This is a genomic window from Shewanella mesophila, assembly GCF_019457515.1.
GTDB classification, from domain to species: domain Bacteria; phylum Pseudomonadota; class Gammaproteobacteria; order Enterobacterales; family Shewanellaceae; genus Shewanella; species Shewanella mesophila.
This window is the reverse complement of record NZ_CP080421.1, coordinates 185,365-202,496: the sequence shown is the minus strand read 5'-3', so window position 1 is coordinate 202,496 and position 17,132 is coordinate 185,365. Positions and strand designations below refer to the sequence as shown.

Sequence of the window (17,132 nt, the reverse complement as noted above, 5' to 3'; positions counted from 1 at the left end):
TATTTATTGGAATAATCTAGTGAAGTGGTTCAAACGTATTACCATCGCCCTATTTAGCCTAGCTCTTTTAGGAATAGGTGCAATTGCTGCGGCATATTTTTATGTGCTCCCAGAACTCCCCGATGTAACCACTCTCAAAACGGTGAAATTGCAGACACCTCTACGTATTTATAGCGCCGATGGGAAATTAATTTCCCAGTTTGGTGAAAAACGTCGCATTCCTGTTGAGTATGAACAAGTTCCATCACAACTCATCAATGCAGTGCTTGACACCGAAGATGCACGTTTCTTTGAACATAAAGGGATAGACCCTATAGGTATTATTCGTGCCGCCGTGATTCTGGCAACGACAGGGAAAAAGAGCCAAGGCGCAAGTACCATCACCCAGCAGGTTGCGAGAGGGTTCTTTTTATCCAGAGAAAAAACTTACATACGAAAAATCAAAGAGATATTTTTAGCACTTAAGATCGAAAAAGCGCTGAGTAAAACAGAGATCCTCACCTTATATCTCAACCGATCTTTTCTAGGGAATAGAGCGTACGGTGTCGGCGCGGCAGCACAAGTTTATTACGGCAAAGAACTCGAACAACTTACTTTGCCAGAGATGGCGATGATCGCGGGATTGCCACAAGCACCGTCGGCAGCAAATCCCATCAGAAACCCAGCAAGAGCGATGAATCGACGTAACTGGGTACTTAGCAGAATGTTAGAAAAGGAAAATATTTCCGAAGCGGAATATCAAGAAGCGATCACCGCCCCAATCACAGCTAAATATCATGGCGCAGAGATAGAGCTATATGCCCCTTATATCTCAGAGATGGCTCGAGACTATATGGTTGATAAATTTGGTGAAGAGGAAGCCTATACTGGCGGTTATAACGTCTACACTACAGTCGATTCAACCCTACAGCAGTACGCCCAACAAGCACTGCGTGATAACGTCTATGCCTATGATGAAAGGCATGGTTACCGAGGCGCGACAGAGGTGCTTTGGGAGACTCAAACTCCAGACACTAACCAAATTGTAGCGAAGCTCAAAGCCACCCAAGGTTTTCAAGGGCTTGAACCTGCGGCGGTAATGTCAGTTGCAGAGCAAAGTGCGCAGGTTCTTACCGACAAAGGTGAAGAGATCACGCTTGAATGGGAAGGACTTAGCTGGGCAAGAAAATTTATTTCTAATCAACGTCAAAGTAGCGCCCCAAAACTTGCTGCAGATGTGGTTAGTGCCGGTGAACAAATTTGGATAAGACACAATGGCAATATATGGCAGCTGGCACAGATCCCTCAAGTCGCGAGCGCCATAGTTTCACTTGATCCTTACAATGGTTCAATCAAAACATTGGTTGGCGGCTATAGTTTTCATACCAGTCAATATAACCGCGTCACTCAGGCTAAACGCCAACTGGGTTCGAATATAAAGCCATTCATTTACACTGCTGCATTAGAGAAAGGCTACACCCTAGCCACCCTGATCAATAACGCTCCGATCAACAATGCCGATATACGCCAAGGCACTGCATGGCGTCCAAAAAACTCACCAGACAGATATACAGGCCCAACCCGTTTGCGAGTTGGCTTAGCCCAGTCTATTAACGTTATGTCAGTTCGAGCTATGCGTTATACCGGCCTAGACAGCGCAATAGACACACTAGTCAAATTTGGTTTCGATAGAAATGATCTCCCGAAAAACGAATCTCTTGCGCTGGGGTCCGCATCGGTGACTCCACTGCAAGTGGTCACGGCATTTTCAGTCTTCGCCAACGGTGGCTATAGGGTCGAACCTTATTTCATCGACCATATTGAAAATGCCTATCAGCAGATCATCGAACAAGCAGAGCCCACACTTGCCTGCACTCCAGTGGAAATAGAACCGCCTAAAGCAGATCCATTTGCAGCCATGGCGAGTGAGTTTGCTGTGGTGACTGATAACCAATCCACCATCGCCGAGACTATCGACAGCAGCTGTGCTATCGACGCTAGACATGGTGAAAGAGTCATTTCAGAGCAAACCGCATTCTTAATTACTGAAGCCTTGAAAAGTGTTATCTGGGGTGGCGGTGACTGGAGTAAAGGTACTGGCTGGAACGGCACTGCCTGGCGAGCGGCACGGGTCGTTAATCGCCGCGATATCGCAGGTAAAACCGGTACAACCAACGAATCGAGAGATACTTGGTTTAGTGGTTTCAATCCTAAATTAGCGACGACAGTATGGGTCGGTTTCGATGATCACAGTCAAGAACTCGGTCGTACGGCATGGAATACTAATGGTGCCAAAGATCAGATCTCGGGGGCTGAAGCCGGTGCTAAAACGGCAGGTCCAGGCTGGAACGAGTTTATGAAAAATGCCTTAGCCGGTACGCCACAAGTTCCGGCTCAACCACCAGAGGGCGTTGTATCTGCTCGGATAGATTTAGCTACAGGGAAGCTAAGCCGTAAAACGGATCACACCAGTGCCTTTGAATACTTCGTTAGCGGTACAGAGCCTGCGGAGTTCGCGACCCAACCAGAAGAGCAGGGAGACATCTTTATTGATGACCCAGTTGAAGAGTTATTCCAATAATGATGGTTAAGGTTGATATCGACAAATAAAGCTAGCTAAAGGCATGTTTAGCTGTAAACCTAAGCGCCAAAATTTTGGTGTAATCAAAAATTAAACATAAAAAAACCTGCAACTGCAGGTTTTTTATTCAACAAAATTAGAATCTAATCCTGATATTCAAAGACTTGCTTTATAGCTTGGCACTCAAAGCCGCTTTGACTTGCGGTAAAGAGGTGCCACCTAGGGCTTCGCGTTTAGCTAAACAAGAGTCGATAGTTAAACAGCCATAAACATCCTGCTCAATCACCGCAGCAAAGGTTTGTAATGTCGCTAATTCAAACTCCTCGATCGGTTTTTTCTGAGCAATCGCGGCAACCACAACCTCACCCACCACATGATGCGCTTCTCTAAAAGGCATGCCTTTGGCGACTAAGTAATCAGCGAGCTCTGTGGAGTTTGCATAGCCTTGTTGAGCGGCTCTTAAAGTATTCTCACGATTAACCTTCAAGCCAGATAACACCAATGCCGCCATTTCAAGGCAGATAGCCCAGCTATCCATAACGTCGAATAAGCCTTCTTTGTCTTCCTGCATATCTTTATTGTATGCCAGCGGCAGGGCTTTCATTGTGGTTAGAATACCGACTAAACTGCCATAAACACGGCCAGTCTTACCACGGATCAGCTCTAACGCATCTGGGTTTTTCTTTTGTGGCATAAGGGATGAGCCAGAGGTCACTTGATCATCCAGTTCAATAAACCCAGCTTCACCGCTATTAAAGAAAATCAGATCTTCAGCCATACGACTGAGATGCATCATGCTGATAGAAGCGTCACTACATAACTCAATGACATGGTCTCTATCCGATACTGTATCTAAGCTGTTTAAGGTTGGTGCGCCAAAACCTAGTGATTTAGCCAATGCATACCGATCCATAGGATAGGCAGTACCAGCAAGAGCTCCTGTTCCCAGTGGACAGGTATCGGCACGCTTTAATGCATCTTCTAAGCGACTAATATCACGCTCAAACATCTCAACATAGGCTAAGCACCAATGGCCAAATGCTACAGGCTGAGCACGTTGAAGGTGGGTATAACCTGGCATCACAGCATCTAACTCACGCTCAGTAAGTTCAAGCAGCGCTGTTCTCAACTTACCTAATAAAGCCAGTAAAGCTTGGCCCTCTTTTTTACACCATAGCTTAAGATCCGTTGCCACCTGATCGTTACGCGAACGCCCAGTGTGTAGCTTCTTACCTAGGTCACCGACCTTGGCGATAAGCGACTGCTCAACGAAACTATGAATATCTTCAGCACCAGACGCTAAGATCAACTCAGGTTTATCTTTAACCTCATCTAGAAGCTGATTCAGAGCGCTTTTTAGTTCGATACATTCTACATCGGATAAAATACCAACCGAAGTTATCGCATCGGCCCAGGCGATAGAACCGATAATGTCCTCTTCGATCAAACGATAATCGACGGGTAACGAATCATTAAAAAGCTTAAACAGTGCGCTGCTTTCTTGAGTAAACCTTCCACCCCATAACGCCATCTCGAAATCCTCTTTAGTCCAATATGCTTTGATTCTAAAAATTAAGGGGCGAATCACGCCCCTTATAAACTGTGATGCTGTAATTACTTCGCGTTTAATGCTCGAATACGGCTAGCTAAAGAGTACAAACGAATAAAACCTTCAGCATCTTTTTGATTATATACATCGTCGGCACCAAAGGTGGCAAACGCTTCTGAATATAAGCTGTTTGGCGAGCGTTTCTTCACCGCTTGCGCCTGCCCTTTATAAAGCTTAATCACCACTTCGCCGTTAACCAGATTGGCCAATGGCTCTGATGCACCAATCAATGATTCACATAAAGGAGTAAACCAACGACCGTCATAAACGAGATGAGCCATCTTAGCTCCGATCTGCTCACGCCACTCACGACTCGTCTTATCGAGAACGAGCTCTTCAATTGCACGTAGAGCAGCAAACATCACTGTGCCACCGGGCGTTTCATAACAACCACGAGACTTCATACCTACCAAACGGTTTTCGGTAATATCGATACGTCCAACACCATGAGCACCAGCTATTTCATTGAGCGTCATCAGGGCTTCATAAGGTGATAATGCTTCACCATTTACCTTGGTAACACGGCCCGCTTCAATTTCAAGCGACACATACTCAGGCTCATTTGGTGCATCTTCTGGTGCGACAGTCATGGTCCAAACGCCTTTGCTTGGCTCGTTCCACGGATCTTCTAACTCACCACCTTCATGGGAAATATGCCAAGCGTTAGCGTCACGGCTATAAATTTTGGTCGCTGAAGCGGTAGTAGCGATATTTCTTTCTGCAAGATAATCAAGCAGGTCTTCACGGCTTACCATTTCCCATTCACGCCAAGGCGCAATCACAGTTAAATCAGGTGCAAGTGCGGCAAAACAACCTTCGAAACGAACCTGATCATTTCCCTTCCCAGTACAACCGTGGCACACGGCATCGGCACCCACTTTACGTGCGACTTCGACCTGTGCCTTGGCAATAATCGGCCGTGCCATTGAGGTGCCAAGTAGATAAGTGCCTTCGTAAATAGCACCTGTGGCGATGGTTGGATAAATGTAATCCGCCACCAACTCCTCTTTCAAATCGACGATATAACACTCTGACGCACCAGAAGAGATCGCTTTTTCGTGCAAACCTTCTAGCTCTGCAGCACCCTGTCCAACGTCGGCACAGAAAGCCACAATTTCGCAATCATTATAAGTCTCTTTTAACCATGGAATAATTGCCGAGGTATCCAAACCACCGGAGTAGGCTAACACCACTTTCTTAACTGATTTTTTAGCTTCAATAGACATTTCTTGTTTCCTAATAAATTTCGATGAACGCCACCGCATTCAATATCGTGTCTGGAGTATCTGATTAACTTAATAGTGTTACTAAAACAGCATTCTGAGCATGCATACGGTTTTCAGCCTGTTGCAGAATCAATGAGCCTTCACCGTCGACCACTTCTGCAGTCACTTCTACACCACGGTATGCAGGCAGGCAATGCATGAAATATTGAGCCCCAGCTTTGCCCATCAAAGCTTTATTCACTTGGTATGGATCAAATTTAGCCTTTATCTCATCCAAACTTGCATTGTCACCCATAGAGATCCATGTATCTGTGTAAATGGCATCATGGCCTTCGAGCTGCTCAATATCAGACGTCAAAATAAGCTGACCGCCATGGGCTGCCGCGATCTCTTGAGCTTCAAGCACGACTTTTCCATCGGGGAAATGCCCTTGAGGACAAACGACCGTCATAGTGGCCCCAAGCAACGCAGCACCATACATCAAAGAGTGAGTCACATTATTACCATCACCAACATAAGCTAATTTAACCTTACTGACATCATCAAACTGCTCAGACAAGGTTAAAAAGTCAGCCAAGCCCTGACACGGATGGTACATATCCGAGAGCGCATTAATTACCGGCACACTGCCATATTCGGCTAACTGCTCAATGGTCGAATGTTCGAACGTTCTAGCCACAATGGCATCGGCCCAGCAGGAGATGTTTGCCGCAAAGTCAGACACGGGTTCACGCTTGCCCAGGGCACCATTCTGTTGATCTAAATAAAGACAGTGACCGCCCAGTTTATTGATGCCGATATCAAAACTTACACGAGTTCTTAATGAAGGCTTCTCGAATAACATCACTACGCTTTTGCCATCCAAAGCCTGGCGGTATGCACTAGGATTGGCTTTGATCTTTTTTGCTAATGTTAGCAGTTCAATCAATTGCTGCTGGCTAAGCTCTTTAATCGATAATAAATGGTTCATTAATCTACTCCTGAAAAATTATAATTTACTGCGGTTGCACTTGGGTACCTATGGCTTCGCCTCTCTCTAACGCTGCAAGCTGCTCTGCATCTCGCCATGAAGCAACCTGTACGGCTTGCCCCAACCATTGGGCCACTTCTAATGCAGCCTCCACTTTAACTTTCATGCCTTTATCGATAACGCCTAGTTTCGTCAGCTCATCTGCATGAGATTTCGTAAGCGAAGGGATTAATTGTCCTTTGCCATCTAACACACCACTCACATCAGAAAGCAGTACTAACTTACCATTCACCAACTTAGCTAATACGGTTGCGGCCTGATCGGCGTTAACATTCAGGAGCTGCCCTAAGTCATCTATGGCAATGGAGCTAACAATTGGCATCCAGCCTTGCGACAATACAAAATTCAAATAAGTCGGATCTTTAGGTGCCACTTCACCAACAAAGCCAAGTTGCTCATCTTTTATATGTGCAGAAACAATGCCGCCGTCACCGAGACTCATTCCCACACAAGTAATGCCAGCTTTAACTGCCGCCGCCTGCAAGATTTTGTTCGAGGTGCCCGCAAGCGCACCAACAACAATCGGGACTTGCTCAGCAGGAGTTACGCGCAATCCATCAAGCTTGACCGTCTCCATGCCATTGGCTGCGAGTTGCTCATCAACTAAGTAACCTCCACCATGAACCATAACAACAGATTGTCCCGCTTTAATAAGGTTTGACGCCGTCGACATAAGACGTGCCATCCCCATATCACACTGCATTAGGGCGCCACCAACTTTTAGCACTAACGTATTTTTATTTGCAGACATAATGCCGAGTCTCTCAGAAATGGATTAATAATTAAAATGAATCTTTATGCATTGATGCGCTTGACTAGCCGCACCTTTCATCAAGTTGTCTATCGCACTAGCCACCACTAAGTAACCCGTGTCTGGATCAAACTTCCATCCCAGCAAACAATTGGGTGTATGTACTACATCGTCTACTTTCGGAAATTGATTTTGATGTACCTTGACCAGCTCACATTGATTATAAACGCTGTACGCCTGAGTAATTTCAGCCTCGGTAGTCCCGGCTTTCAACTGCACTGTGATGGTTGCCAAAATACCACGCTTAAAATTACCAAGATGGGGAGTGAAAATAACTTGTTGTCCAAGCTGGGTAACTATCTCAGGTTGATGTCTGTGACCTAAAACGCCATACGGTGTTAGGCTCACTTCACAAAAACTGGTATGAAGTTGGGCTTTTCTACCTGCGCCAGTCACACCACTAACAGCATTAATAACCGGCAAGCTATCACCGATTAGTGCGGCTAAAGGCTTGAGGGCTGTTAACGATGCCGTTGGATAGCACCCAGGCACAGCAATCATTTTACTGTTTGCAATTGCATCACTATTCCACTCGGCCAAGCCATAAACAGCTTGAGATAACACTTCTGGATACTGGTGTTCAAAACCATACCATTTGGGATATTGAGCCACATCTTCGAATCGATAAGCGCCACTCAGATCAAAAACCGTGACGCCCTTTTGATAAAACCAAGCAGCCAAATGTAAACTTACCTGGTGATCGGTCGCCAATACCACTGCATCAGCCTCAGCCACAATAATAGCCTTCGCCTCTGCAGATAGCGGTTGTAAAGGAAGTTTAATATGACTGTAAACAGGATAGAGTTCAGCGAGTGCTTTATCTTTATCGAGACTATTTTCAGATACATACAAGCCTTGTATGCTCAGATGCGCATCGGCCTGAATCAATGAGGTGATCTGTGCGCCTGTGTATCCACTGGCACCAATTATGGCTATGTTCTTCATGCTCTATGACTTCTATAAATTAACAGTAAAAAAGGAAAAAGAGGGGGCACATCTTAAGCCCTGGCAGAATACCAATATGACAAGTCTATCGTCGCAGGAAGTTTTTACAGGTTACCTTATAATCAATTTTTAAGTATGAAATATTCATTTTAAGTCTCAAAGTTAAGCCTTGGATAATGGCGCTTGCTCTAGCTGTTTGATAGACTACCATGAAAATTTATTTATGCAATAAAATTGAATATATATTTGAATATTTTTAAGCAACAAGTAACAAACCTGGCATATTTGGATCTATATACCGAATTATATTATTGCAGCTTAGTATAGTTGTATACAAAACGAACGATGAACTAATTGTTGGCTAATAGAACAGTGTCCGATGATGCAGGCAAAATTTCATTTGTGGTTTAAATGAATATTCGGTCAGCAGTGATGTTCAACACATAAGTTCACAATAACAGTGAGTGTTGTATTGACCTTAGCCCGATAGGCTGGGTATTGTGACTGATTAATTGGACGATATGGAGCATTTATGGCTGATATGTACGCATCGCTACGATCTAATGTAGGCACCTTAGGTCAGATATTGGGCGATACCATTCGCACACATTTAGATGAGCCTTTTTTAGAAAAAATAGAACAGATTAGACACTTAGCCAAAAGTTCTCGCCAAGGAAATGATGCCGCGAGAGAAGAGATGTTAACCTTATTGGCCGCATTGCCTGATGATGAACTCGTCCCTTTCGCCAAAGCATTCAATCAATTTCTTAATCTGGCCAACATCGCCGAGCAGTTCCACACTATCAGTAGAAACTGCGATGAGCTCGTTTGCGTTCCCGATCCGGTAGAGCAACTTCTCGGCCGCATGTTAAATGGTCGAGTCGATCAAGATAAGATGCTCCAATGCTTGCAAACACTCGATATCGATCTCGTTCTCACAGCCCATCCTACAGAGATCTCAAGACGTACGCTGATTCAAAAGTATTCTGCTGTCGTAGACAGCCTCGCGGCACTTGAAAATCCACAGCTGACAGAGAGAGAGAGAAAGCAGCATCACCTACGATTACGTCAGTTGATAGCACAAATTTGGCATACCAATGAGATCCGCCACGAGCGCCCAACTCCCGTAGATGAAGCCAGATGGGGGCTCAGCACAATAGAAGCCTCCCTATGGCAAGCGATCCCTGATTTTCTACGTCAGCTAAATGAACAAGTTGAAGAGCGAACTGGTAAGCAGATCCCAACCGATATAGCCCCGGTAAGATTTTCTAGCTGGATGGGCGGAGATCGTGATGGCAATCCTTTCGTCACAGCTAAGGTCACCCAAGAGGTGCTTGACCGCAACCGTCATACCGCCGCCCGATTATTCTTGAAAGATGTTGTTCTACTCGTCAACGAACTATCGATGGAAGAAGCCAATGATGAGTTATTGGCCCTCACTAATAATAGCCATGAACCCTATCGAGATGTATTACGGGAAATCAGACAGAAACTACGGGATACAATCGACTACTTAAACATGCGCCTTGAAGGCCATTTACCCGAAGTCGACCTGAGTCAACTTATTTGGCATGAAGATGATTTAAAGCAACCTTTAACTTTACTGTATAACAGCTTGATAGACTCAAATATGAGCCTTATCGCTAACGGTCTATTACTCGATATGCTTCGCCGTATCGCCTGTTTTGGTATTCATATGCTGAGACTCGATATTAGACAAGATGCTCAGCGTCATAGCGATGTTATTGCAGAATTGACTCGTTATCTTGGGTTGGGCGATTACAACCATTGGGATGAACATGAGAAACAAGCCTTTCTGTTAAGAGAGTTGACGGGTAAGCGCCCGTTGATCCCCAACAATTGGCAACCTAGCGACGAAGTAGCCGAAGTCATAAACACAGTTAGACTCATTGCCAATCAGTCGGACAAGGCATTAGGCTCATACGTTATCTCTATGGCGAGTCAGCCATCAGACGTATTAACCGTGCTCTTATTACTTAAAGAGGCGGGATGCCCACACCCTATGAGGGTCGTGCCGCTGTTTGAAACCTTAGATGACCTCAACAATGCCTCTAGTTGTATGTCGGCGTTATTTAATATCGATTGGTACCGTGGTTATTGCAAAGGCAGCCAAGAGGTGATGATTGGTTATTCTGACTCGGCTAAAGACGCCGGGGTAATGGCTGCAGCATGGGCACAGTATCGCGCTCAGGAACAACTGGTTCAGATATGTCAGCGCGCCGATATCAAACTTACCCTATTCCATGGCCGTGGCGGCACCATTGGCCGAGGCGGCGGACCGGCTCACAAAGCTATCTTATCCCAGCCTCCGGGCTCTGTTGATGGACGCATTCGCGTGACAGAACAAGGAGAGATGATCCGTTTCAAGTTTGGTTTACCTAAGCTCGCAGTGCAAAGCTTAGCTCTGTACACCTCAGCAGTGATGGAGGCAACACTGTTACCGCCACCAGAACCAAAACCTGAATGGCGTGAAGCCATGGAGAGACTTGCGGCGGATTCGGTTGCAGCTTATCGTGCCATAGTGAGAGAAGAACCCGACTTTGTTGCATACTTCCGCGCCGCTACGCCAGAAGTTGAGCTAGGCAAATTGCCACTCGGCAGCAGACCTGCAAAACGACGAGTCGATGGCGGCATAGAAAGCCTAAGAGCTATTCCGTGGATCTTTGCTTGGTCGCAAAATCGGCTTATGTTACCAGCATGGTTAGGCGCTGGAGAGGCTTTACAAGCAGCGGCCGATCGCGGCGAACTTGCACTGTTACAAGAGATGGAGCAGCAATGGCCATTCTTTGAAACCCGCATCTCTATGCTTGAGATGGTTTATGCCAAAGCGGAGCCTAATCTCGCAAAATACTACGAAGCCTGCCTAGTACCGAAAGAGCTTCATCACCTTGGAGAAGCATTACGAGAACGTATGGCAACTGGTATTAAAGCCGTCTTAGCACTGACCCAAGCCGATATATTAATGTCACATACACCTTGGAATAGAGAGTCTGTAGAGCTACGTAATCCCTACATAGATCCGCTTAACTTCTTACAAGCGGAACTACTCGCGAGAACACGCAAGAACGAAGAGGCTTCATCAAGCAATGTGCAGTTAGCATTAATGCTGACGATTGCAGGAGTGGCAGCCGGAATGAGAAACACAGGTTGATGCCAATAATCAGATTAACATTGGTCAGTGTATTGCTGCTATTGACTGGCTGCGTCAGCCAATACAGCATTACCGAGCAAGAGCTAACCAATTACTTAAACAACGAGATTCATTTCGAAACCAAACAGGGTAACCAGCTATTTGGGATCGAAATGAAGATCAACAATGTTGAAGTTACTTTGGGCCAACAAGCTGAAACCATGGGGATTATGGCGTACAGCACGATAAAGGTACGCAATCCGCTAATGCCACTAAAGGCAAAGTTAATTGTAAAGTTTGAAGCCAAGCCTTGGTACGATGCTGTAACTCATAGTGTTTATCTGAACCAACTCAACTTAGTTAAAGTCGAATCAACACCGAAAGATATCGAAAAAGCAATCACCCCGATCGCGCCTCAAGTCATGCAATTTTTAACGCATTTTCTCGAAACACAACCGGTTTACGTTCTCGATGTAAAAGAGAGCAACCAAGCGTTAATCGCCGAGATGACCAAGAGAATCGAGGTGGTCCCTGGTAAACTAAAACTCATTTTCAAAGATTAGCTACAGAGACTAAGCACTACTTTGGAAATCGATGATAAGAGCCGTAATCAACAATTACTGGCTGCTGTAGCAGCTCACGCCTCAGCATATCTAAAGCGACAGCAGTGCTTAAGCTTCGAACCAACTCTCTAGACCGCGCCGGAAATTTGAGCATTTGGCTGTACACTCCACTCTTAGTCGCCAATGCTATTGCGACCGTGCCAACAGGCTTTTGTTCGCTACCACCATCAGGCCCAGCTATACCGCTCGTCGCCAGCGCATAATCACTGTCGAGTATGTTTCTCACACCTTTAGCCATCTCTTCCACCGTAGCGATAGAGACAGCACCGTGATCATCAAGTGTCGCAGGATCGACTCCGAGCACCTTAACTTTTGACTCATTACTATAGGTCACCAAGCCTTGATGCAAATAAGCCGAGCTTCCCGCAAGAGCGACCAGATTGCTTGCGATCATTCCACCAGTACAGGACTCAGCAATACTCAAGCTAGCGCCCTGTGCAAGCAGCTGTTGGTGAATGACTCCCGCTAATGAATCAAGATTCTCCGCAACAACACAATCGCCCAATACTTGCTTAACTAATGATACTGTTTCAGGTAGCTGCTCAATGACATCATCACCACGGGCAAACAACTTAATCTCTATGTAGGGCATAAATGAGCGGTAGCCCAACGTCATTCCACCAGGCAAGGTAAGATTCTCTAGTCTATTTGCTAACACAGACTCACCATTACCTATGGTCAATAACTTATGCACTGCAACTTCAATATGAGAATCGGCAAGACTCTTAACGAACGGAATAAACTGCTCGTTAACCATCTGCTTGAATTCGAACGGTACTCCAGGAGTAAAAAACAGCCAAGCACGATTTAGCTTTACCCTAAAACCGCAAGCGGTTCCAACTGGGTTATCGACCATCACTGCGGACTCGGGCAACATAGCCTGTTTTAGATTACTCGGCGGCATCTCACGACCATTGCGAGTAAACCAATCCTCCATGCGACGACGCCAAATTGCATTCTCAATCAGCGGCACCTCTTTAGCTAACGCCATAGCCTGAGATGACATGTCATCGCTTGTCGGCCCTAGACCACCATTAACTAAGATGATATCCGCATGATGACTCCTTTCCTGAAATACACTGACCAGATCATCAAGTCTATCTCCAACGGTAATACGCTGCTGCATCTCAATACCATGATCCATCAATGCATTTGCAGCCCAAGCCGCATTCGTATCGACTATCTGTCCCGAAAGCACCTCTTCACCAGTACAAATCATCTCAATTTTCATATCCATCCTTTGGGGAAAAACATTTAGATGCCATAAGGTAGGTAACACTAAGACGAATAGCAATAGTATGAAGTAGTGTATTAAGTGCAGTCAGCATAAATAAACGTATATCCACGTCACAATACAGCAGGCACCGAGCTATGTGACATATTCGTAGAGTAATTTTTTAAGATAAGAACGAAAAAAAACCGTTGTGTTAGCAACGGGCTTTATCGATTCTCTTACGAGAAGTGTTAGGCGCCTGGAAATGGTCAGCTTCGAGCTAGCTCTCCGCGTTCAGCTCCAGCATCAAGCTGCGCTTGATAAGCGCAGACGCTTTACCCTACTCTACATGGGTTTGAGCCTCACTACATTCGGACTATTTACTTCCCCATGTTCGAGTCGATATTTCAAACCGGTTAAACGAAAAAATCCCCAACACGAAGTGCTGGGGATTTATCGACTCTCTTACGAGAAGTGTTAGGCGCCTGGAAATGACCTACTCTCACATGGGGAGACCCCACACTACCATCGGCGCGATTGCGTTTCACTTCTGAGTTCGGGATGGGATCAGGTGGTGCCACAATGCTATGGTTTCCAGACAAATTTGGAAATTTAGAAAGCTGTTCCCGCCTAAGCAGGAAGTTTTAAAATTGAGTCACACTAAATCAAGTGGCTGTATTCTTTCGCTAAGTATTCACTTAGTTAGAAACCCTTTTGGGTTGTATGGTTAAGCCTCACGGGTCATTAGTACAAGTTAGCTCAACGCCTCACAACGCTTACACACCTTGCCTATCAACGTAGTAGTCTCCTACGGCCCTTTAGAGAGCTTAAAGCTCTAGGGATGACTCATCTTAGGGCTCGCTTCCCGCTTAGATGCTTTCAGCGGTTATCGATTCCGAACGTAGCTACCGGGCAATGCCATTGGCATGACAACCCGAACACCAGCGGTTCGTCCACTCCGGTCCTCTCGTACTAGGAGCAGCTCCCTTCAATCATCCAACGCCCACGGCAGATAGGGACCGAACTGTCTCACGACGTTCTGAACCCAGCTCGCGTACCACTTTAAATGGCGAACAGCCATACCCTTGGGACCGACTTCAGCCCCAGGATGTGATGAGCCGACATCGAGGTGCCAAACACCGCCGTCGATATGAACTCTTGGGCGGTATCAGCCTGTTATCCCCGGAGTACCTTTTATCCGTTGAGCGATGGCCCTTCCATTCAGAACCACCGGATCACTATGACCTACTTTCGTACCTGCTCGACGTGTATGTCTCGCAGTTAAGCTGGCTTATGCCATTGCACTAACCGTACGATGTCCGACCGTACTTAGCCAACCTTCGTGCTCCTCCGTTACTCTTTGGGAGGAGACCGCCCCAGTCAAACTACCCACCAGGCACTGTCCTCAACCCCGATTCAGGGGCCAGAGTTAGAACATCAACACTACAAGGGTGGTATTTCAAGGTTGACTCCAACAAGACTGGCGTCTCATCTTCAAAGTCTCCCACCTATCCTACACATGTAGGGTCAATGTTCAGTGCCAAGCTATAGTAAAGGTTCACGGGGTCTTTCCGTCTAGCCGCGGGTATACGGCATCTTCACCGCAATTTCAACTTCACTGAGTCTCGGCTGGAGACAGCGTGGCCATCATTACGCCATTCGTGCAGGTCGGAACTTACCCGACAAGGAATTTCGCTACCTTAGGACCGTTATAGTTACGGCCGCCGTTTACCGGGGCTTCGATCATGAGCTTCTCCGAAGATAACCCAATCAATTAACCTTCCGGCACCGGGCAGGCGTCACACCGTATACTTCCTCTTGCGAGTTTGCACAGTGCTGTGTTTTTGATAAACAGTTGCAGCCACCTGGTATCTGCGACTCCCGTCAGCTTAAAGAGCAAGTCTCATCACCAACAGGAGCGTACCTTCTCCCGAAGTTACGGTACCATTTTGCCTAGTTCCTTCAGCCGAGTTCTCTCAAGCGCCTTGGTATTCTCTACCCAACCACCTGTGTCGGTTTGGGGTACGATTCCTGCTAACCTGAAGCTTAGAAGATTTTCCTGGAAGCATGGCATCAACTACTTCAGTTCCGTAGAACCTCGTCGTCAACTCTCAGTGTATGTGCACCCGGATTTGCCTAAGTGCACCACCTACTGCCTTAAACGCGGACAACCAACGCCGCGCTAGCCTAGCCTTCTCCGTCTCTCCATCGCAGTTAGCAAAAGTACAGGAATATTAACCTGTTTCCCATCGACTACGCCTTTCGGCCTCGCCTTAGGGGTCGACTCACCCTGCCCTGATTAACATTGGACAGGAACCCTTGGTCTTTCGGCGAGGGGGTTTTTCACCCCCTTTATCGTTACTCATGTCAGCATTCGCACTTCTGATACCTCCAGCGTGGGTTACCCCTTCACCTTCAACGGCTTACAGAACGCTCCTCTACCGCACTAGCGCAAGCGCTAGTACCCATAGCTTCGGTGTATTGCTTAGCCCCGTTAAATCTTCCGCGCAGGCCGACTCGACTAGTGAGCTATTACGCTTTCTTTAAATGATGGCTGCTTCTAAGCCAACATCCTAGCTGTCTAAGCCTTCCCACATCGTTTCCCACTTAGCAATAACTTTGGGACCTTAGCTGATGGTCTGGGTTGTTTCCCTTTTCACGACGGACGTTAGCACCCGCCGTGTGTCTCCCGAGTAGTACTCATTGGTATTCGGAGTTTGCAAAGGGTTGGTAAGTCGGGATGACCCCCTAGCCTTAACAGTGCTCTACCCCCAATGGTATTCGCTCGAGGCGCTACCTAAATAGCTTTCGAGGAGAACCAGATATCTCCCGGTTTGATTGGCCTTTCACCCCCAGCCACAAGTCATCACCGCATTTTTCAACATACGTGTGTTCGGTCCTCCAGTTGATGTTACTCAACCTTCAACCTGCCCATGGCTAGATCACCGGGTTTCGGGTCTACACCTTGCAACTAAACGCGCAGTTAACACTCGGTTTCCCTACGGCTCCGCTATTCGCTTAACCTCGCTACAAAATGTAAGTCGCTGACCCATTATACAAAAGGTACGCAGTCACGGTCTCAAGAACCGCTCCCACTGCTTGTACGTATACGGTTTCAGGTTCTATTTCACTCCCCTCACAGGGGTTCTTTTCGCCTTTCCCTCACGGTACTGGTTCACTATCGGTCAGTCAGGAGTATTTAGCCTTGGAGGATGGTCCCCCCATGTTCAGACAAGATGTCACGTGTCCCGTCCTACTCGTTTTCACGTAAAGTTAGTTTTCATGTACGGGGCTATCACCCTGTGCCGCTGTGCTTTCCAACACATTCCACTAACACCCTCTACGCTTAAGGGCTAATCCCCGTTCGCTCGCCGCTACTAGGGGAATCTCGGTTGATTTCTTTTCCTGAGGGTACTTAGATGTTTCAGTTCCCCTCGTTCGCCTCACAACACTATGTATTCATGTTGTGATACTAGCTTATGCTAGTGGGTTTCCCCATTCGGACATCGTTAGCTCAAATGCTTGTTACTAGCTCGCCAACGCTTTTCGCAAGTTACTACGTCCTTCATCGCCTCTGACTGCCAAGGCATCCACCGTATACGCTTAGTCACTTAACCATACAACCCAAATGAGTTTCACAAGGAAACAAACTTTATCAAGCGGGTAAGCTTGATGTTGTATCGCAACTAATGGTGTTTACTTTCGCCAAAAGAATACTCATGAATCATCATCCTAATTAAAGGGAATGATTCGGCACTTGATTTAAGTGTTTGAGAACTCAATTTTAATTTTCGCGTCAATGCTACAAATAATTACGTACAAGTACGTCATTATCCCTTTCACATTAACACTATCAGCTTTCCAAATTTTTAAAGAACAAGCATCGCCGTTAAGACGTGCCACCTGCTCTAACAAGAACAAGTTATCTGTGTGAACACTCAACAAACATTAAGTTAGTCGTATA

At 46.3% G+C, this 17,132-nt stretch carries 9 protein-coding genes and 2 rRNA genes; 3 read left to right on the top strand and 8 right to left on the bottom strand.

The window, feature by feature from the left end:
* Positions 1–19: 19 nt before the first annotated feature.
* A complete protein-coding gene (locus K0I73_RS01000) occupies positions 20–2,560 on the top strand; it encodes a penicillin-binding protein 1A (protein WP_220062715.1) in 2,541 nt (846 codons plus the stop codon).
* Between the two features lie 169 nt (positions 2,561–2,729).
* Here the strand turns inward: K0I73_RS01000 and argH are convergent, their stop codons facing one another.
* The 5 genes from argH to argC form a co-directional block, all read right to left on the bottom strand.
* Complete coding sequence (gene argH / locus K0I73_RS00995; RefSeq protein ID WP_220062714.1) at positions 2,730–4,091, bottom strand: argininosuccinate lyase; 1,362 nt, start codon at positions 4,089–4,091, stop codon at positions 2,730–2,732.
* 83 nt (positions 4,092–4,174) lie between these two features.
* Positions 4,175–5,395: an argininosuccinate synthase gene (locus K0I73_RS00990; protein ID WP_220062713.1), complete on the bottom strand. Its 1,221-nt coding sequence runs from the start codon at positions 5,393–5,395 to the stop codon at positions 4,175–4,177.
* 64 nt (positions 5,396–5,459) lie between these two features.
* Positions 5,460–6,365, bottom strand: coding sequence for an ornithine carbamoyltransferase (locus K0I73_RS00985; RefSeq protein WP_220062712.1), 906 nt, complete (start codon positions 6,363–6,365; stop codon positions 5,460–5,462).
* Positions 6,366–6,390: 25 nt separating this feature from the next.
* Positions 6,391–7,176 (bottom strand): acetylglutamate kinase, encoded by a 786-nt coding sequence (gene argB, locus K0I73_RS00980; RefSeq protein WP_220062711.1) that lies wholly within the window; start codon positions 7,174–7,176, stop codon positions 6,391–6,393.
* A 24-nt stretch (positions 7,177–7,200) separates the two neighbouring features.
* On the bottom strand, positions 7,201–8,181 hold the full coding sequence (argC, locus tag K0I73_RS00975; RefSeq protein WP_220062710.1) for an N-acetyl-gamma-glutamyl-phosphate reductase: 981 nt from the start codon (positions 8,179–8,181) through the stop codon (positions 7,201–7,203).
* Between the two features lie 532 nt (positions 8,182–8,713).
* On the opposite strand from argC, the gene ppc reads away from it, so the two are divergent.
* Positions 8,714–11,353 (top strand): phosphoenolpyruvate carboxylase, encoded by a 2,640-nt coding sequence (gene ppc / locus K0I73_RS00970; protein WP_220062709.1) that lies wholly within the window; start codon positions 8,714–8,716, stop codon positions 11,351–11,353.
* Positions 11,353–11,895, top strand: a complete 543-nt coding sequence (locus K0I73_RS00965) for a YceB family lipoprotein (protein WP_434086691.1) — start codon at positions 11,353–11,355, stop codon at positions 11,893–11,895. Before ppc ends, K0I73_RS00965 begins: the two co-directional genes overlap by 1 nt.
* A gap of 16 nt (positions 11,896–11,911) precedes the next feature.
* Here the strand turns inward: K0I73_RS00965 and K0I73_RS00960 are convergent, their stop codons facing one another.
* The 3 genes from K0I73_RS00960 to K0I73_RS00950 all read right to left on the bottom strand — a co-directional run bounded on the left by K0I73_RS00960 (position 11,912) and on the right by K0I73_RS00950 (position 16,785).
* Positions 11,912–13,186, bottom strand: a complete 1,275-nt coding sequence (locus K0I73_RS00960; protein WP_220062708.1) for a CinA family nicotinamide mononucleotide deamidase-related protein — start codon at positions 13,184–13,186, stop codon at positions 11,912–11,914.
* 465 nt (positions 13,187–13,651) lie between these two features.
* Positions 13,652–13,767, bottom strand: a 5S ribosomal RNA gene (gene rrf / locus K0I73_RS00955).
* 124 nt (positions 13,768–13,891) lie between these two features.
* A 23S ribosomal RNA gene (locus K0I73_RS00950) occupies positions 13,892–16,785 on the bottom strand.
* Between the last annotated feature and the right edge of the window lie 347 nt (positions 16,786–17,132).